Source organism: Stenotrophomonas maltophilia (assembly GCF_006970445.1).
GTDB classification, from domain to species: domain Bacteria; phylum Pseudomonadota; class Gammaproteobacteria; order Xanthomonadales; family Xanthomonadaceae; genus Stenotrophomonas; species Stenotrophomonas maltophilia_AU.
This window is the reverse complement of the sequence record NZ_CP033877.1, coordinates 1,415,568-1,431,392: the sequence shown is the minus strand read 5'-3', so window position 1 is coordinate 1,431,392 and position 15,825 is coordinate 1,415,568. Positions and strand designations below refer to the sequence as shown.

Sequence of the window (15,825 nt, the reverse complement as noted above, 5' to 3'; positions counted from 1 at the left end):
TGGCGCGCCCCCCTTAACAAAGGGGGGCCTCCACCAGACGGGGTGCGAAGCGCCGGGCATTGCCCGGCGTTTTCGTTTCCATCAATTCTTCGCCACTCCAAGTAATTTGAGTCCACCGACAGTTTGAGAACTGAAAGAAGACCTCAAATGATTCTAGAGAAAGACGTAGCCCAGAACAGCGCCAGTACCACCCACTCCTTCACAAGCGAAATCGCGGCTGTCGAAATGGCGAATCTTGCCCTGCCATACCAAGCCGCAACGGTAGAGGGGAACTGACCCAGGAATCTGAACAGTGGAGATATATCCAAGATTCCAGTCTCCCGGCAGCACTACGCCCCCAGTTGACGCCTCGCAATCCGGGTCCAGCGAAGTGAAATAATTCCATGAATGTGGTCCCACGCAATTTCGGATCAGGGCGCTGTTCTCGAAGGGTGTCGCCGAAATAAAACCTAACGTCCCTTCATACTTGTACCCGATACCCTCCCAATTTTCGGGCCAGTAGAAGTGCGTGACATGAGTATTTGTTGCAGGACGATAGATCCTGAATATCTCTCGCAAGACAACGCCCGAGGGAAGCGACAGTCCCGAGTCCTCGGGCGCAATGGCTGGCCTCGCCACAGTCGATTCAAATGAAGGGGCAGCCGATGCACCTCCGCCGCACAGCAGCAATGAAACAAGACCTACGATCTTTGCATTCATTATGAATTCCATCCAATGGGCGCAGGCATCTTGCCTGCCATTGCGATGCTATCAACGCATTCTATTTGTCACGGAATTCACGGTGGATTTCGCATTTTTCTCAAAGCCGAACACGACTACTCTCTGCAGCATTGATCTCCTATGGCTATCGCTTCAGCCGCTTACCAAGGCAATTTTGTTTCGTCGGGGTTTGCAGGGGACGCTCCCGCTTGTGCGCGGTCGCTTGGGCTTGGCTTCAGAGAAAGCAATCGACGTTGCCGCAGACCAGCTGCGCCCCCCATCCAACGAACTTGCAAGGGGGCAGACTAGCTCCGCAACAACCTCGAATGACCTCATCGAGCCCCTGGTGATGAGGACGCCCTGCTGGAGAGGCAGGATTTCACAGCGCCCGAACCCATGGCCGCCAACGGCAGGGCCGGACCGCAAACGTGGTTCAAAACGTGTCCCAGGCAGCTCCCTGCGCCATCACCCCGGGACATCAGGCAGGCGCCGCTTCTGCCCCCGCATGACCGCAATGGCGTCACACGTTAAACTCCCGCCGTGAATACTCCCACCTACACCGCCCAGCAACTCGCCGAGCAGTTCGGCCTGCAGGTCCATGGCGACCCCGCCACCGCCATCCATGGCGTGGCCACCCTCGCCCATGCCGGTCCTGGCCAGCTGACCTTCCTTGCCAACCCGCGCTACCGCGCCCAGCTGGCCGACAGCCAGGCCTCGCTGGTGGTCCTGCGTGCCGACGACGCCGAGGCTGCCCCCGGCGCCGCGCTCGTGGCCAAGGACCCGTACACCGCGTTCGCCAAGATCGCCGCGCTGTTCGACATCGCACCGACCCGCCCACCAGGCATCCACCCCAGCGCCGTCATCGATCCCAGCGCCCAGGTGGCCGCCAGCGCCCATATCGGCCCGTTCGTCTCGATCGGTGCGCGCAGCGTGGTCGGCGAGAACTGCATCATCGGCACCGGCAGCGTGATCGGCGAGGACTGCAGCCTGGATACCGGCTGTGAACTGATCGCCCGCGTGACCCTGGTCACCCGGGTCACGCTGGGCAAGCGCGTGCGCGTGCATCCCGGTGCCGTGCTTGGCGCCGACGGTTTCGGCCTGGCGATGGACGCCGGCAAGTGGATCAAGGTGCCGCAGCTCGGCGGCGTCCGCATCGGCGACGATTGCGAGATCGGCGCCAATACCTGCGTCGACCGCGGCGCGCTGGAAGACACCGTGCTGGACGAGGATGTGCGCCTGGACAACCTGGTGCAGATCGCGCACAACGTGCAGATCGGCGCGCACTCGGCCATCGCCGGCTGCACCGGCATCGCCGGCAGCGCCAAGATCGGCCGCTACTGCCTGCTCGGCGGCCACGTTGGCGTGGTCGGCCACCTCGAAATCTGCGACAAGGTCGTGATCACCGGCAAGTCGGTGGTCCGCAACTCCATCCATGAGCCGGGCGAGTACTCGTCCGGCACCCCGTTGACCGACAACCGCACGTGGCGCAAGAACGCCGCGCGCTTCAAGCAGCTGGACGCATTGGCTCGCCGCGTCCTGGCTGCTGGCAAGGAGAAAGAATGAACGATTCGCTGCAGCTTCCGATCGACGTCTGCCAGATCCAGGAACTGCTTCCGCACCGCTACCCGTTCCTGCTGGTGGACCGGGTGCTTGAGCTCGACATCGAGGCCAAGCGCATCCTTGCGCAGAAGAACGTCAGCATCAACGAGCCGTTCTTCCAGGGCCACTTTCCGGGCCGCCCGATCATGCCCGGCGTGCTGATCATCGAAGCGCTGGCCCAGGCCGGTGGCGTGATGACCCAGCTCACGCTCGGCCGCGACTCGCAGTCCAAGCTGTTCTACATGGTCAAGGTGGAAAACGCCCGCTTCAACAAGCAGGTCGTCCCCGGCGACGTGCTGATGCTGGATGTGCAGATGAAGCGCCTGATCCGCAACATGGGCTGGTACTACGGCGAAGCCAAGGTCAACGGCGAAGTCGTTGCGTCGGCCGAGGTCATGTGCGCCGGCGCCAAGGGCTGATCCACTGGAGGCAGCAATGACTGACAACGCACCGCGGATCCCCCCCACCGCCGTCATCGATCCGGCCGCGCGCCTGGCCGACGATGTCCAGGTGGGCGCCTTCACCCTGATCGGCCCCGACGTTGAAATCGGCGCCGGCACGGTGGTGGGCCCCCATTGCAGCATCCACGGCCCGACCCGGATCGGCCGCGACAACCGCTTCGTCGGCCATGCCGCGATCGGTGGCGAGCCGCAGGACAAGAAGTTCGCCGGTGAGCGCACCGAGCTTGTGATCGGCGACCGCAACGTGTTCCGCGAGTTCGTCACGCTGAACCGTGGCACCGGCGGCGGCGGCGGCATCACCACCATCGGCAACGACAACTGGATGCTGGCCTACACGCACGTGGCACACGACTGCCATGTCGGCAACTTCTGCGTGTTCTCCAACAACACCACGCTGGCCGGCCACGTCACCGTGGGCGACTACGTGATCATCAGCGGCTTCGCTGGTGCTCATCAGTTCTGCCGTATCGGTGCGCATGCCTTCCTCGGCATGGGCGCGCTGACCAATGGCGATGTACCGCCGTTCACCATGGTCGGTACCGATTCGCTGGGCCGCCCGCGCGGCATCAACAGCGAAGGCCTGAAGCGCCGCGGCTTCGACGCCGACCGCATCTCGGCCATCAAGCGTGCCTACCGCACGCTGTACGTGGCAGGCCTGCCGCTGGCCGAAGCCAAGGTGCAGCTGACCGAACAGGCGCGTGACAGCGATGACGTGAAGGCCATGCTGGACTTCATCGAGCACGCCGAGAGGCCCTTGCTGCGATGAGCAGCACGACCGGCCAGGCGCCGGCCGGCGCCGCGGTGATTCCGCTGGCCTCGATGGCCGGCAGCGTGCCTGCACAGCGGGTGCTCAGCGAGCGCCCGTTGCGGATCGCACTGGTTGCCGGTGAAGCGTCCGGCGACCTGCTCGGTGCGGGCCTGGTGCGTGAGCTGAAGGCGCGCTTCCCGAACGCCGAGTTCGCCGGCATTGGCGGCGATGCCATGCGCAGCGCCGGCTGCCAGACCTGGCACGATGCCAGCGAGCTGGCGGTGATGGGCCTGACCGAAGTGCTGCGCCACCTGCCGCGGCTGCTGAAGCTGCGCTCGGCGTTCCGCCAGCGCGCCCTGGAATGGCAGCCGGACGTGTTCATCGGTATCGACGCACCCGACTTCAACCTGGGCATCGAGCGCTGGCTGAAGCAGCGCGGCGTGCGCACCGTGCATTACGTCAGTCCCTCGGTCTGGGCCTGGCGCGAGAAGCGCGCCGAGAAGATCGGCAGCAGCGCGGACCTGGTGCTGTGCCTGTTCCCGATGGAACCGCCGATCTATGCCAGGCACGGCATCGACGCGCGCTTCGTCGGCCACCCGATGGCCGATGACATTCCGCTTCAGGGCAACCGCGAGGAAGCACGCGCCGCGCTCGGCCTTCCGACCTCGGCCAAGGTGCTGGCGGTGTTGCCGGGCAGCCGCCTGGGCGAGATCTCGCGCCTGGGCGAACCCTTCTTCGAAGCCGCCTGGCAGGTTTCCGAACGCATTCCGGGCCTGCATGTGGTGGTGCCGGCCGCCAACCCGGCCTGCCGGCAGCTGATCGAAGAACAGCTGTCGCGCTCGGCGTTGCCGGTGGCCTATTCGCACGTGCTGGATGGCCAGGCGCGCAACGCGATGATCGCCGCCGACGTGGTGGTGCTGGCCTCCGGCACCGCGACCCTGGAAGCCATGCTGGTGAAGCGGCCGATGGTGGTCGGTTACCGCGTCAATGAACTGACCTACCGGCTGGTCAAGGCGCTGGGCCTGATCAAGGTCGACCGCTTCGCCCTGCCCAACATCCTGGCCGGCCAGGACCTGGCGCCGGAGCTGATGCAGCACGACTGCACGCCGGACAGGCTGGCCGCAGCCATCCAGCAGTGGTTCGACCACCCACAGCGGGTGATCGACCTGCAGGACACTTACGTGCGCCTGCACGAGCGCCTGCGCCGCAACGCCTCGGCGCGTGCCGCCGATGCCGTCGGCGAACTGCTGATGCGCGACCAGGCAAAGGCATGAGCCGCCGCCATGCCGCGGCAGCCAGCCTGGCCCTGTTCGATGGTACGGCCGTGGTCGAGCCGGAGCGTCTGGTCGTCGGCGTGGACGAGGCCGGCCGTGGCCCACTGGCCGGGCCGGTCGCGGTGGCCGCAGTGGTGTTCGATCCGTCCCGGCCACGGATCAACGGCCTGGATGACTCCAAGCAGCTGACTGCGGCGCGCCGCGAGCAGTTGCATGACCGCATCATCGAGCGTGCCCTGGCCTGGCACGTGGTGCTGGTGGACGTGGACACCATCGACCGCCTGAACATCTACCAGGCCACCCTGCAGGGCATGCGTGACGTCGTTGCAGCGGTCGCCCACGTGGCCGGCTTCGCCCGCATCGATGGCAACGTGGTGCCCAAGGGCCTGGTGCTGCCGGCGCAGGCGCTGGTCGGCGGCGACGGCATCGACCGCGCGATCATGGCCGCCTCGATCCTGGCCAAGGTCTCGCGCGACCGTTACATGCTGGACGTGCACAGCCGCCACCCGCAGTACGGTTTCGAGCAGCACAAGGGCTATGGCACCCCGGCCCACCTGGCCGCCCTGCGCGAGCACGGCCCCTGCGTGGAGCACCGGCGCAGCTTCGCCCCGGTGCGTGAGTGCCTGGACCTGACGCAGGCGGCGGCCATCGCCTGAGCCTGCGGCAACTGTAGCGCCGAGCCCATGCTCGGCTGTTCACGGCAGCCGAGCATGGGCTCGGCTCTACAGGAAGCGGCCTCCGGCACGACTGAACCTGGTCGTCCTGGAAGGCATGTCAAGAGCTTGTCGCGTCCCCCTGCCCTCGCTACCCTGACCGGGCACTCCAGCGCTTCCCGACCCCGGCGACGAACCTCCGTCAGCACCCGGGGCCCGCGCGCTCCAACCTGGTCCGGCATGTCCAACTCCCGCTTCGTACATCTCCACGTCCACACCGAGTTCTCGCTGGCGGACTCGACCATCCGCGTGCCGGCCAAGCCGGACCAGGCGGACCCGAAGAAGGCCAAGCAGGCCAACCTGCTGTCGCGCTCGGTCGAGCTCGGCCTGCCCGCGCTGGCGGTGACCGACCTCAACAACCTGTTCGCCCTGGTCAAGTTCTACAAGGCCGCCGAAGGCGTGGGTATCAAGCCGATCGCCGGTGCCGACGTACTGATCGCCGAGGAAGGCCAGGATCCGTGGCGGATGACCCTGCTGTGCCGCGATCGCGAGGGCTACCTGAGCCTGTCGCGGCTGCTGACCCGCGCCTGGATGGAAGGCCATCGCCCCGAGGGCGGCGTGGCCGTGCATCCGGACTGGCTGAAGGCCGGCAACGCCAACCTGTTCGCGCTGGCCGGCCGGCAGAGCCTGGCCGGGCGCCTCGCGCTGGACGGCAAGCATGAGCTGGCCGAGCAGCAGCTGGCCGACTGGCAGCGCGTGTTCGGCGATGGCCTGCACCTGGAGCTGACCCGCACCGGCCGCGAGGGCGAGGAAACCTTCAACCAGTTCGCGCTGATGGCCGCCGGCCAGCGTGGCCTGCCGGTGGTGGCCAGCAATGACGTGCGCTTCCTGTCGCCGTCGGATTTCAGCGCGCACGAAGCGCGCGTGTGCATTTCCACCGGCCGCGTGCTGGACGACCCCAAGCGTCCGCGCGAGTACAGCGACCAGCAGTACCTGAAGTCGGCCGAGGAGATGTGCGCGCTGTTCGCCGACATCCCCGATGCGATCGACAACACGCTGGCGCTGGCCGAGCGCTGCAACATCGAGATGCGGCTGGGCACCTACTTCCTGCCCAACTACCCGGTGCCCGACGACGAGACCCTGGACACCTGGATCCAGAAGATGTCGCGTGACGGCCTGGAAGAGCGCCTGGAGAAGAATCCGCTGGCGCCGGGCAAGACCCGCGAGGAGTATTTCGAGCGCCTGGAATTCGAGCTCAACACCATCATCAAGATGGGCTTCCCGGGCTACTTCCTGATCGTGGCCGACTTCATCCAATGGGGCAAGAACCAGGGCATCCCGATCGGTCCCGGCCGTGGTTCGGGTGCCGGCTCGCTGGTGGCGTGGGCGCTGAAGATCACCGACCTGGACCCGCTGCCGTACAACCTGCTGTTCGAGCGATTCCTCAATCCGGAACGCGTGTCGATGCCCGACTTCGACATCGACTTCTGCATGGACCGCCGCGACGAGGTGATCGACTACGTCGCGCGCAAGTACGGGCGCGAGCGCGTCAGCCAGATCATCACCTACGGCACCATGGCCGCCAAGGCGGTGGTGCGCGACTCCGGCCGCGTGCTCGGTTTCCCGTATGGCCTGGTCGACGGTGTCTCCAAGCTGATCCCGAACATCCTGGGCATCCACCTGAAGGATGCGCTGGGCAAGGGCAAGGAAGGCCCCAGCTCGGAAATGGCGTCGGCCGAACTGATCCAGCGTTACGAGACCGAGGACGATGTCCGCGACCTGATCGACCTGGCGCTGCAGCTGGAAGACCTGACCCGCAACGCCGGCAAGCATGCCGGTGGCGTGGTGATCGGGCCCGAGCCGCTGAGCGAGTTCTGCCCGCTGTACGCCGAACACGACGAGAACGGCCTCGGCAAGAACCCGGTCACCCAGTTCGACAAGAACGACGTGGAAGAAGTCGGCCGGGTGAAGTTCGACTTCCTGGGCCTGCGCACGCTGACCATCATCGACTGGGCGGTGAAGGCGATCAACAAGCGCCATGAGCGCGCCGGCATCCCGCCGGTGGACATCGCCGCGATCCCGCTGGACGACACGCCCACCTACAAGGACATCTTCGCCAACGGCAATACCGGCGCGGTGTTCCAGTTCGAATCCTCGGGCATGCGCCGCCTGCTGAAGGACGCGCGCCCCGACCGTTTCGAAGACCTGATCGCGCTGGTGTCGCTGTACCGCCCCGGCCCGATGGACCTGATTCCCTCCTTCAACGCGCGTAAGCACGGCCAGGAAGAAATCATCTATCCCGATCCGCGCACCGAAGCGATCCTGAAGGACACCTACGGCATCATGGTGTACCAGGAGCAGGTGATGCAGATGGCGCAGATCGTCGGCGGCTACTCGCTGGGCGGCGCCGACCTGCTGCGCCGCGCGATGGGCAAGAAGGTGCCGGCGGAAATGGCCAAGCACCGCGAGATCTTCCGCGAAGGCGCGGCCAAGGACGGCGTGGACGAGGCCAAGGCCGATGCGATCTTCGACCTGATGGAGAAGTTCGCCGGCTACGGCTTCAACAAGTCGCACGCCGCTGCCTACGCGCTGGTCAGCTACCAGACCGCATGGCTGAAGCGCCATTACCCGGCCGAGTTCATGGCGGCCACGCTGTCCTCGGACCTGGACAACACCGAGAAGGTGGTCGGCTTCCTCGACGAGGTACGCAACCTCGGCCTGACCGTGCTGCCGCCGAAGGTGAACCACTCCGCCTTCATGTTCGAAGCCGTGACCCCGGACACCATCCAGTACGGGCTTGGCGCGATCAAGGGCGTCGGCCAGGGTGCCTGCGAGGCCGTCGTGGACGAACGCCTGAAGGGTGGCGACTACAAGGACCTGCTCGACTTCTGCACCCGCGTCGGCTCCGCCAAGCTCAACCGGCGCACGCTGGAAGCGATGATCAACTGCGGCGCACTGGACGAGCTCGGCCACAACCGCGCGTCGCTGATGCTGCAACTGCCGGAAGTGATCAAGGCGACCGACCAGATGGCGCGCGAACGTGCGTCCGGGCAGAACTCGCTGTTCGGTGGGCCCGATCCGAGCACCGTGTCGATCCAGCTGGACCTGCCCGAAACCGAGGAATGGCCGCTGCTGCAGCGCCTGAACGGCGAGCGCGACACGCTGGGCTTCTATCTCAGCGGCCACCCGTTCGATCCCTGGCGCGACGATGTGCGCGACCTGGTCGGCAACGACCTGGGCTCGGTGGAGAAGATCTGGAGCGCCAACAGTGGCGGCGGTGGCGGTGGCGAGAAGCGCTGGCGCCCGGAAGTGCAGACCGTGCTGGCCGGCCAGGTGGTCGGTGTGCGCCGCAAGGGCGAGAGCCAGATCTTCATCCAGCTGGAGGATGGCCGCGGCCGCGTCGAGTGCAGCGCGTTCTCCGACGCGATGGCCGAGTTCGGCCACCTGATGACCAAGGACCGCATCCTGGTGGTCAAGGGTGGCCTGCGCGAGGACGAGTTCAATGGTGGCTTCGCACTGCGCATCCGCCAGTGCTGGGACTTCGACGAAGTCTGCGCCAACTATGCAACGCGGCTGTCGCTGCGCCTGGACCTGCGCCAGCAGCGCCCGGTCTGGGAGCGCATCGATGCCCTGCTCGACCGCCATCGCCCGGGTCGAACGCCACTGCGCCTGGACCTGTTGCTGAAGGGCCCGCAGGGCGGCGTCGCCGGCATGCTCGATGTGTCCGGGCAGAGCGCGGTGCGCATCGATTCCAAGCTGATGGAGGCGCTGCGCGCCGACCCGGCCGTACGCACGCTGAAGGTGCGCTACAGCCCGCCGTGGGCCAGCTGAGGCTGGCTCCCACGCACTCCTTTTTTCCGTTGTTGCCGTCAAGGACGATAGACCGTCATGAAAACCCTGCTGTTCCCCCTGCTTGCCACCCTGGCGCTGGCCGCCTGCTCGTCAAAGGTCGATTTTGAGATCGACAACCCGACCGACGCGCCGCTGGCCATCAGCGTCGATGGCAAGGACCTGCCGGTGGCGGCCAATGCATCGCGCCCGATCAGCCTGGCCCCGGGCGAACATCGCCTGCATACCGAGCGCCTGGGTGATGTGCGCTTCAACGTCTACGCCGGCAGCCGCGGCGGCCTGATCAACCCGACCCTCAGCGAGTACGTCACCGCGCGCGAGATCTACGTCACCAGTGAAGACAAGCTGAAAAACTTTGGTGCAAGCGGCCTCGGCATCGACGTGGGCGGGGTGGAGTTCAAGGGTCCGTTCGACAAGTTCCACGGCCTGTTCATCGACAAGACCTGGAATTTCGGCGTGCGCGAACCGTTCCCGCAGGAACAGGTCGTGGCCCACGTCGATTCCACCGGCGGCAAGATCAGTACCAAGATCTTCACCGCCCCCGAGTTCATCCGTTATGTCGAGGAAGGCATGGGCGAACCAGGCGCGTACAAGCGCGAGCAGCCGGCCGGCTACGTTGCGCCGGTCTACACCCTGGAACCGGCCCCGGCCACCCTGCCCGCCCTCGATCCGGCTTTCGAGGCCCACGCTGGCCCGATGCGGGACATCTACACCCGTTGGCTGAAGGCCACCACCGCCGCCGAGCAGAAGGCGCTGCGCAAGGAAGACTTCGAGGCCAGCATGGCGTTCACCCACGCCACCGCAACGCTGGGCTCGAAGCTGCCGGTGGCAGCCAACGAGGCCTACAACGACTTCGTCACCGTGCGCAGCACCGAAATGGCCCGCAGCGCCGTGGTCCTGCCCTGAGCTGACTGGCGCGCCCTGCCCGGCTGCGCTACCGTCGCCTTCCAGACGAAGGCGTACGGGTGGTTTGCACGCATTCGGCTAGAATTCCCCCCTTCTTTACACGACGGCTTCCGATGAATCCGAACTACCTCGACTTCGAGCAACCCATCGCCGACCTGGAAGCCAAGATCCAGGAACTGCGCAACGCCAGTGCCGGGCCGGCGGTCAATGTCGAGGCGGAAGTGCATGCGCTGCAGGACAAGCTGCGCGTGCGCACCGCGCAGATCTTCCGCAACCTGACCTCGTGGCAGGTGCTGCAGCTGGCCCGCCATCCGTCGCGTCCGTACACCGCCGATTACCTGCGCATCATCTTCGATGAATTCCAGGAACTGGCCGGTGACCGTGCCTTCGCCGACGACAAGGCCATCATGGGCGGCCTGGCCCGCATCAATGGCCGCGCGGTGATGGTGATCGGCCACCAGAAGGGTCGTGACACCAAGGAAAAGATCAAGCGCAACTTCGGCATGCCCAAGCCGGAGGGCTACCGCAAGGCGCTGCGCCTGATGAAGATGGCTGAGCGCTTCGGCCTGCCGGTGCTGACCCTGATCGACACCGCCGGCGCCTGGCCGGGCATCGATGCCGAATCGCGCGGCCAGTCCGAAGCGATCGCGCGCAACCTGATCGAGATGGCCGAGCTGAAGGTGCCGATCATCTGCACCGTGATCGGTGAAGGCGGCTCCGGCGGCGCGCTGGCGCTGGGCGTGGGCGACCGCACCGTGATGCTGGAGTACTCGGTGTACTCGACCATCACCCCGGAAGGCTGCGCCTCGATCCTGTGGAAGGATGCCGGCAAGGCCAAGGATGCCGCCGAACAGCTGGGCCTGACCGCGCCGCGCCTGAAGAGCCTGGGCCTGGTCGACAAGGTCGTGCGCGAGCCGACCGGTGGCGCCCACCGCAACCCGACGCAGATGGCCAAACGCCTGAAGGCGGTGCTGCTGAACGAACTGGACGCGCTGGACGCGCTGTCCACCGAACAGCTGCTGGAGCAGCGCTACACCCGCCTGCGCAGCTACGGCACGTACGAAGCGGCGTGATCGCTACCTGACGTCGGACAAAAAAAGAGCCGGGCAGATGCCCGGCTTTTTTGTCTGTACCTCGCACAGTATCTACGCATAGCGTGAATTCACCGGGTGCAGCTGCGGCCGTTGACGTTCGGGCCCGCCATGAGCGAGCCGAGCATCGCAGGGGAATCAGGGGCGAAGAGGCGCCGGTGTCTGAGCGCAGCGAGTTCGGCGCCGTCCCCTGATTCACCGAGAAGCACAGGGAACCGGTGCGCAGCACCGGCTCGCGTTCGGCGGCGTGTTCTTTGGTTACTTTCTTGCACGAGCAAGAAAGTGACATGTTCGAACGCCCGGGATCTCAGAACGGCTTGGCCAGCACCAGCCACACGATCGGAATGAAGGCCAGCAGCGGGATCTCGTTGATCCAGCGCAGCGCGCGCGACGACGGCAGTGCCCGGCCCTTGGCCACGCCCTTCAACAGGCGGCCGATCCAGCTGAAGTACACCAGCAGCAGTACCACCAGCCCCAGCTTGGCATGCAGCCAGCCGGCGCCGCCGGGCGCGACCATGGTCGGGAAATCGGGGATGACCTTGTAACCCAGCCACAGCACCAGGCCGAGCAGGAACGCCAGGCCGAACATCGAGTGGCCGAAGCGGTACAGGCGCAGGCCCATCAGCTGCAGGCGCTCGGTCACGGCCTGCTGGCCTGCGGTCTCGGCCAGGTTCACCAGGATGCGCGGCAGGTAGAACACCGTGGCCATCCACGCCACCACGAACACGATGTGGAAGGTCTTGACCCAGTAGTAGCTCTGCATGCGCTCGCTCCGGCGGCTGGCGTAGGTTGGCGGCCATTCTCGCATGCCGTGGCGAGGCCGCCGCAGGCACGCACGCCGCGACACATCGACGCATGGCGCGCCGCAACACCGTACGATAGGCGCCGTTTTCCCCGATCGCGCCCCGCCCCATGGACAAGACCTACGACGCCGCCTACTTCCAACGCTGGTACCGCCGTGCCGACATCGGCGGCAGCGCCCGCCTGGCGCGCAAGGTCGCGTTGGCCGTGGCCAGCGCCGAGTACTACCTGGAGCGGCCGATCCGCAGTGTGCTGGATATCGGCTGCGGTGAAGGCGCCTGGCGCGCGCCGCTGCTGAAGCTGCGTCCGAAGGTCGAATACCTTGGCTTCGACAGCAGCGAGTACGCTGTGCGCCGCTACGGCAGGACCCGAAACCTGCACCTGGCCCGCTTCGGCGATTTCGCCTGGCTGCGGCCCTGTGCCCCGGTCGACCTGCTGATCTGCTCGGACGTGATGCACTACGTGCCCGACCGCGAGCTGCGTGCAGGACTGGCCGGCGTGGCCGAGCTGACCGGCGGCGTGGCCTTCCTGGAGACCTTCGCCGCCGAGGACGCGTTCGAGGGCGACCACGACAGCTTCCAGGCCCGCCCGGCACGCTGGTACCGCCGGGCGATGGCCCGGCACGGCCTGCAGCCGGTAGGGTCGCACTGCTGGCTCGGCCCCGCCCTGGCAGGCGATGCGGCCGCGCTGGAACGGATGTGAATCCGGATTCATTATTTTCAGCCGACTTAACCTGCGGGACACCCGGATGGGATATGCTGCGCGGCAACATATGACCATACATATTCGGTCGTCATGCTCTATCAACTGCACGAACTGACCCGCAACCTGCTCGCCCCCTGGGTGCACCAGGCCCAGGCCAACGCCAAGTTCTTCGCCAACCAGGGCCACTGGTGGTCGCAGATGCCCGGCGCTGATCGCCTGGCGGCGGTCAATGAGCTGTTCCATCGCATCGGCAAGGATTACGAGAAGCCCGAGTGGGGCATCAACGAAATCGACGTCGATGGCGAACGCGTGCCGATCGTCGTGCACGAGGAAGTGAGCAAGCCGTTCTGCAAGCTGCTGCGCTTCAAGCGCCACAGCAATGAGGCCGACCAGCTGCACACGATGCTCAACCAGCCGTTCGTGCTGGTGGTGGCACCGCTGTCCGGCCACCACGCCACGCTGCTGCGCGATACCGTACGCACGCTGCTGCGCGACCACCGCGTGTACGTGACCGACTGGGTCGACGCGCGCATGGTGCCGGCCAGCGAAGGCGAGTTCAGCCTGGACGATTACATCGCCTACATCCAGGAATTCATCCGCCACCTCGGCGTCGAGCGTCTGCACGTGGTGAGCGTGTGCCAGCCGACCGTACCGGTGCTGGCCGCGGTTTCGCTGATGGCCAGCCGTGGCGAGCCGACGCCGCGCACGCTGGTGATGATGGGTGGCCCGATCGATGCGCGCTGCAGCCCGACCGCAGTGAACAACCTGGCCACGCAGAACCCGCTGTCGTGGTTCGAGAACAACGTCATCCACACCGTGCCAGCCAGCTATCCCGGCGCCGGCCGTCGCGTGTACCCGGGCTTCCTGCAGCATGCCGGCTTCCTGTCGATGAATCCGAGTCGCCACTTCAGTTCGCACTGGGATTTCTACACCGACCTGGTCAAGGGCGATCTGGAAGACGCCGACGCGCACCGCCGTTTCTACGACGAGTACAACGCGGTGCTGGACATGCCGGCCAAGTACTACCTCGATACCATCCGCGTGGTGTTCCAGGACTTCCTGCTGCCGCGTGGCGAGTGGGTGGTCAATGGCGAGAAGGTCGATCCGTCGGCGATCCGCGATACCGCGCTGCTGAGCATCGAAGGCGAGCTGGACGACATCGCCGGCCTCGGCCAGACCGAAGCCGCGCAGGCGCTGTGCACCGGCATCACTGCAGACCGCCGCGAGCATTTCATCGTCGAAGGTGCCGGCCACTACGGCATCTTCAGCGGCCGTCGCTGGCGCGAGGTGGTGTACCCGAAGGTCCGCGACTTCTTCGCCGCGCATGCCGAAGCACCTGCGGCGAAGGCTACGAAGAAGAAGAGCAACGTCACTCCGTTGCGGCGAAAGGCGGGGTAATTCGCCCAGGGTGGGTGCCGACCTTGGTCGGTATGCCCTGGTAGATGCCAACCTTGGTTGGCGCTCTACCCTGAATCCCGGTATCTGAAGGATTGTGCCAACCAAGGTTGGCACCTACCAAAGCGAATTCCACCAAGCGCCCCTGCACTGATGGATCGTGCCAACCAAGGTTGGCACCTACCGGAGCGTCCGCACCCGCTTACAGCCGTACGAGCAGGTTCTTGGCGATCAGCCCGTGCAGCTTGCCGATGCCGCGTGCCAGGTGCATCGTCAGCACCAGCAGCAGCGCGCCCGCCGCAGCAACCGCGATCGCCACCAGCGGCGAGGCCGCCATCGGCAATACATTTACGTCGTTGATGTACACACCGGGGATGTCGCCACTGAAGATCGCCGCGACCGGCGCCCAGATCAGGCTCAGCGACAGCGACAGCAACGTCACCGCGATGGTGAAGTAGATGACGCCCAGCGGCAGCATCAGCACGAAGTACAGCAGGGTCAGCCAGGTGCGGCCGTCGGTGAACATGTCGCCGATGCGCTGCAGCCACGTGCGACTGCGGTCGGTGTAACGCGGGCGGCGCGGCATGCGCTCGCCCAGCAGTGCTTCCACCAGCCGCCCTTCCAGCAGCGCCAGCCCGCGCACCGAGCCGAAGAACAGCACGGTCAGCGGAATGCCGATGATCAGGATCAGCAGGCCCAGCGACAATGACAGGCCGGTCACCACCCAGGTGAAGAAGAAGATGCCGGTGGCCAGCGACAGCAGCATGTAGAACAGCGCGCCGTAGGTATGCGGATCGGTCACCACGCCGAAGAAGCGCGCCAGCAGCGAGCGCGGCACCGGCGCCGGCGGCGGTGCGGCCGGCTCGACGCCACTGGCTTCCGCCGCCGCACGCAGCACCAGCGCGGTATCCGCACGCGGCGTACGCAGCGCGCGGTTCACCGTCACTTCGGTCTCGCGGTAGATGTCGGCCACTTCGTCCGGCGCGCCATAGCTGCCGGCAACATCGGCGATCACCTCGGCCTCGCTGCGGCCCGGCTGCGCGGCCAGCTCCGAACGCAGGTACTCCTCGGCGTCGTACAGCGCGTCCTGCACCATCGCCGGATCGGCGCCTTCCAGCGCCGCGCGCAGCTGCGCCAGGTACTGCGGAATGGTGGTCGGCAGGGCTCGGCCTGCCAGGCTCGGGTCGTTCATTGCGGTACCCCCTCCAACACGGAATCGACGGAATCGCGGGTGGCCTGCCAGGCTTGGCGCCACTGCGCCAGCACGTCACGGCCACGTTCATTGATGCGGTAGTAGCGCCGCGGTGGTCCGCTGCTGGACGGCTCCACATGGCTTTCCAGCAGCCCGGCGCCCTCCAGGTTGCGCAGCACCGGGTACAGTGCGCTCTGCTTGCCGCTCAGTACGCCCTCGCCCACGCGCTCCAGCTCCTTGGCGATCAGGTAGCCGTACAGTGGCTCTCCGGCCCGGGCCAGCACCGCCAGCAGGGCCAGCGACACCGTTCCGGCGCTGAGCTCCTTCTGGAACTTCTTCAGGTGGACATCGTCCTCGGACATGACCGGCCCTCCACTACGTTGAAGTCCACAGTAGTGCGAAGTTCGGTATAGCGAATGTGTCGTTAGTCATCGTGCCGGTTGGCGAGACCA

At 66.1% G+C, this 15,825-nt stretch carries 14 protein-coding genes; 10 read left to right on the top strand and 4 right to left on the bottom strand.

The features are described 5' to 3' along the window. Positions 1 to 153: 153 nt before the first annotated feature. Entirely contained in the window at positions 154 to 699 is a 546-nt protein-coding gene (locus EGM71_RS06510) for a hypothetical protein (RefSeq protein WP_188488584.1), read from the bottom strand. 540 nt (positions 700 to 1,239) lie between these two features. On the opposite strand from EGM71_RS06510, the gene lpxD reads away from it, so the two are divergent. The 8 genes from lpxD (at position 1,240) to EGM71_RS06470 (ending at position 11,262) form a co-directional block, all read left to right on the top strand. Beyond that, on the top strand, positions 1,240 to 2,262 hold the full coding sequence (gene lpxD / locus EGM71_RS06505; protein ID WP_188488583.1) for a UDP-3-O-(3-hydroxymyristoyl)glucosamine N-acyltransferase: 1,023 nt from the start codon (positions 1,240 to 1,242) through the stop codon (positions 2,260 to 2,262). After that, positions 2,259 to 2,717 (top strand): 3-hydroxyacyl-ACP dehydratase FabZ, encoded by a 459-nt coding sequence (gene fabZ, locus EGM71_RS06500; RefSeq protein WP_049399547.1) that lies wholly within the window; start codon positions 2,259 to 2,261, stop codon positions 2,715 to 2,717. Before lpxD ends, fabZ begins: the two co-directional genes overlap by 4 nt. Before the next feature lie 16 nt (positions 2,718 to 2,733). After that, positions 2,734 to 3,525, top strand: coding sequence for an acyl-ACP--UDP-N-acetylglucosamine O-acyltransferase (gene lpxA, locus EGM71_RS06495; RefSeq protein ID WP_188488581.1), 792 nt, complete (start codon positions 2,734 to 2,736; stop codon positions 3,523 to 3,525). A 53-nt stretch (positions 3,526 to 3,578) separates the two neighbouring features. After that, positions 3,579 to 4,781, top strand: a complete 1,203-nt coding sequence (lpxB, locus tag EGM71_RS06490; RefSeq protein WP_223224575.1) for a lipid-A-disaccharide synthase — start codon at positions 3,579 to 3,581, stop codon at positions 4,779 to 4,781. Beyond that, a complete protein-coding gene (locus tag EGM71_RS06485; RefSeq protein ID WP_188488577.1) occupies positions 4,778 to 5,437 on the top strand; it encodes a ribonuclease HII in 660 nt (219 codons plus the stop codon). Before lpxB ends, EGM71_RS06485 begins: the two co-directional genes overlap by 4 nt. Before the next feature lie 237 nt (positions 5,438 to 5,674). Next, complete coding sequence (gene dnaE / locus EGM71_RS06480) at positions 5,675 to 9,265, top strand: DNA polymerase III subunit alpha (RefSeq protein ID WP_188488575.1); 3,591 nt, start codon at positions 5,675 to 5,677, stop codon at positions 9,263 to 9,265. A 57-nt stretch (positions 9,266 to 9,322) separates the two neighbouring features. After that, positions 9,323 to 10,189, top strand: coding sequence for a hypothetical protein (locus EGM71_RS06475; protein WP_188488573.1), 867 nt, complete (start codon positions 9,323 to 9,325; stop codon positions 10,187 to 10,189). 113 nt (positions 10,190 to 10,302) lie between these two features. Further along, on the top strand, positions 10,303 to 11,262 hold the full coding sequence (locus tag EGM71_RS06470) for an acetyl-CoA carboxylase carboxyltransferase subunit alpha (protein ID WP_188488571.1): 960 nt from the start codon (positions 10,303 to 10,305) through the stop codon (positions 11,260 to 11,262). Between the two features lie 325 nt (positions 11,263 to 11,587). Here the strand turns inward: EGM71_RS06470 and EGM71_RS06465 are convergent, their stop codons facing one another. After that, entirely contained in the window at positions 11,588 to 12,043 is a 456-nt protein-coding gene (locus tag EGM71_RS06465) for a CopD family protein (RefSeq protein ID WP_188488569.1), read from the bottom strand. Positions 12,044 to 12,192: 149 nt separating this feature from the next. Between EGM71_RS06465 and EGM71_RS06460 the strand changes: the two genes are divergently transcribed. Both EGM71_RS06460 and EGM71_RS06455 read left to right on the top strand, forming a co-directional pair. Then, complete coding sequence (locus tag EGM71_RS06460; protein ID WP_188488567.1) at positions 12,193 to 12,783, top strand: class I SAM-dependent DNA methyltransferase; 591 nt, start codon at positions 12,193 to 12,195, stop codon at positions 12,781 to 12,783. A 93-nt stretch (positions 12,784 to 12,876) separates the two neighbouring features. After that, complete coding sequence (locus EGM71_RS06455) at positions 12,877 to 14,184, top strand: polyhydroxyalkanoate depolymerase (protein WP_188488565.1); 1,308 nt, start codon at positions 12,877 to 12,879, stop codon at positions 14,182 to 14,184. 199 nt (positions 14,185 to 14,383) lie between these two features. Here EGM71_RS06455 and EGM71_RS06450 read toward each other — a convergent pair whose 3' ends face one another. After that, positions 14,384 to 15,373, bottom strand: coding sequence for a sensor domain-containing protein (locus EGM71_RS06450; protein WP_188488564.1), 990 nt, complete (start codon positions 15,371 to 15,373; stop codon positions 14,384 to 14,386). Then, entirely contained in the window at positions 15,370 to 15,735 is a 366-nt protein-coding gene (locus EGM71_RS06445) for a PadR family transcriptional regulator (protein ID WP_010486360.1), read from the bottom strand. Before EGM71_RS06445 ends, EGM71_RS06450 begins: the two co-directional genes overlap by 4 nt. Positions 15,736 to 15,825: the final 90 nt, after the last annotated feature.

Coding starts and splice junctions, on each gene's coding strand:
- EGM71_RS06510 (WP_188488584.1), bottom strand. CDS start 699: ATGAATGCAAAGATCGTAGGTCTTGTTTCATTGCTGCTGTGCGGCGGA.
- fabZ (WP_049399547.1), top strand. CDS start 2,259: ATGAACGATTCGCTGCAGCTTCCGATCGACGTCTGCCAGATCCAGGAA.
- lpxA (WP_188488581.1), top strand. CDS start 2,734: ATGACTGACAACGCACCGCGGATCCCCCCCACCGCCGTCATCGATCCG.
- lpxB (WP_223224575.1), top strand. CDS start 3,579: ATGGCCGGCAGCGTGCCTGCACAGCGGGTGCTCAGCGAGCGCCCGTTG.
- EGM71_RS06485 (WP_188488577.1), top strand. CDS start 4,778: ATGAGCCGCCGCCATGCCGCGGCAGCCAGCCTGGCCCTGTTCGATGGT.
- dnaE (WP_188488575.1), top strand. CDS start 5,675: ATGTCCAACTCCCGCTTCGTACATCTCCACGTCCACACCGAGTTCTCG.
- EGM71_RS06475 (WP_188488573.1), top strand. CDS start 9,323: ATGAAAACCCTGCTGTTCCCCCTGCTTGCCACCCTGGCGCTGGCCGCC.
- EGM71_RS06470 (WP_188488571.1), top strand. CDS start 10,303: ATGAATCCGAACTACCTCGACTTCGAGCAACCCATCGCCGACCTGGAA.
- EGM71_RS06465 (WP_188488569.1), bottom strand. CDS start 12,043: ATGCAGAGCTACTACTGGGTCAAGACCTTCCACATCGTGTTCGTGGTG.
- EGM71_RS06460 (WP_188488567.1), top strand. CDS start 12,193: ATGGACAAGACCTACGACGCCGCCTACTTCCAACGCTGGTACCGCCGT.
- EGM71_RS06455 (WP_188488565.1), top strand. CDS start 12,877: ATGCTCTATCAACTGCACGAACTGACCCGCAACCTGCTCGCCCCCTGG.
- EGM71_RS06450 (WP_188488564.1), bottom strand. CDS start 15,373: ATGAACGACCCGAGCCTGGCAGGCCGAGCCCTGCCGACCACCATTCCG.
- EGM71_RS06445 (WP_010486360.1), bottom strand. CDS start 15,735: ATGTCCGAGGACGATGTCCACCTGAAGAAGTTCCAGAAGGAGCTCAGC.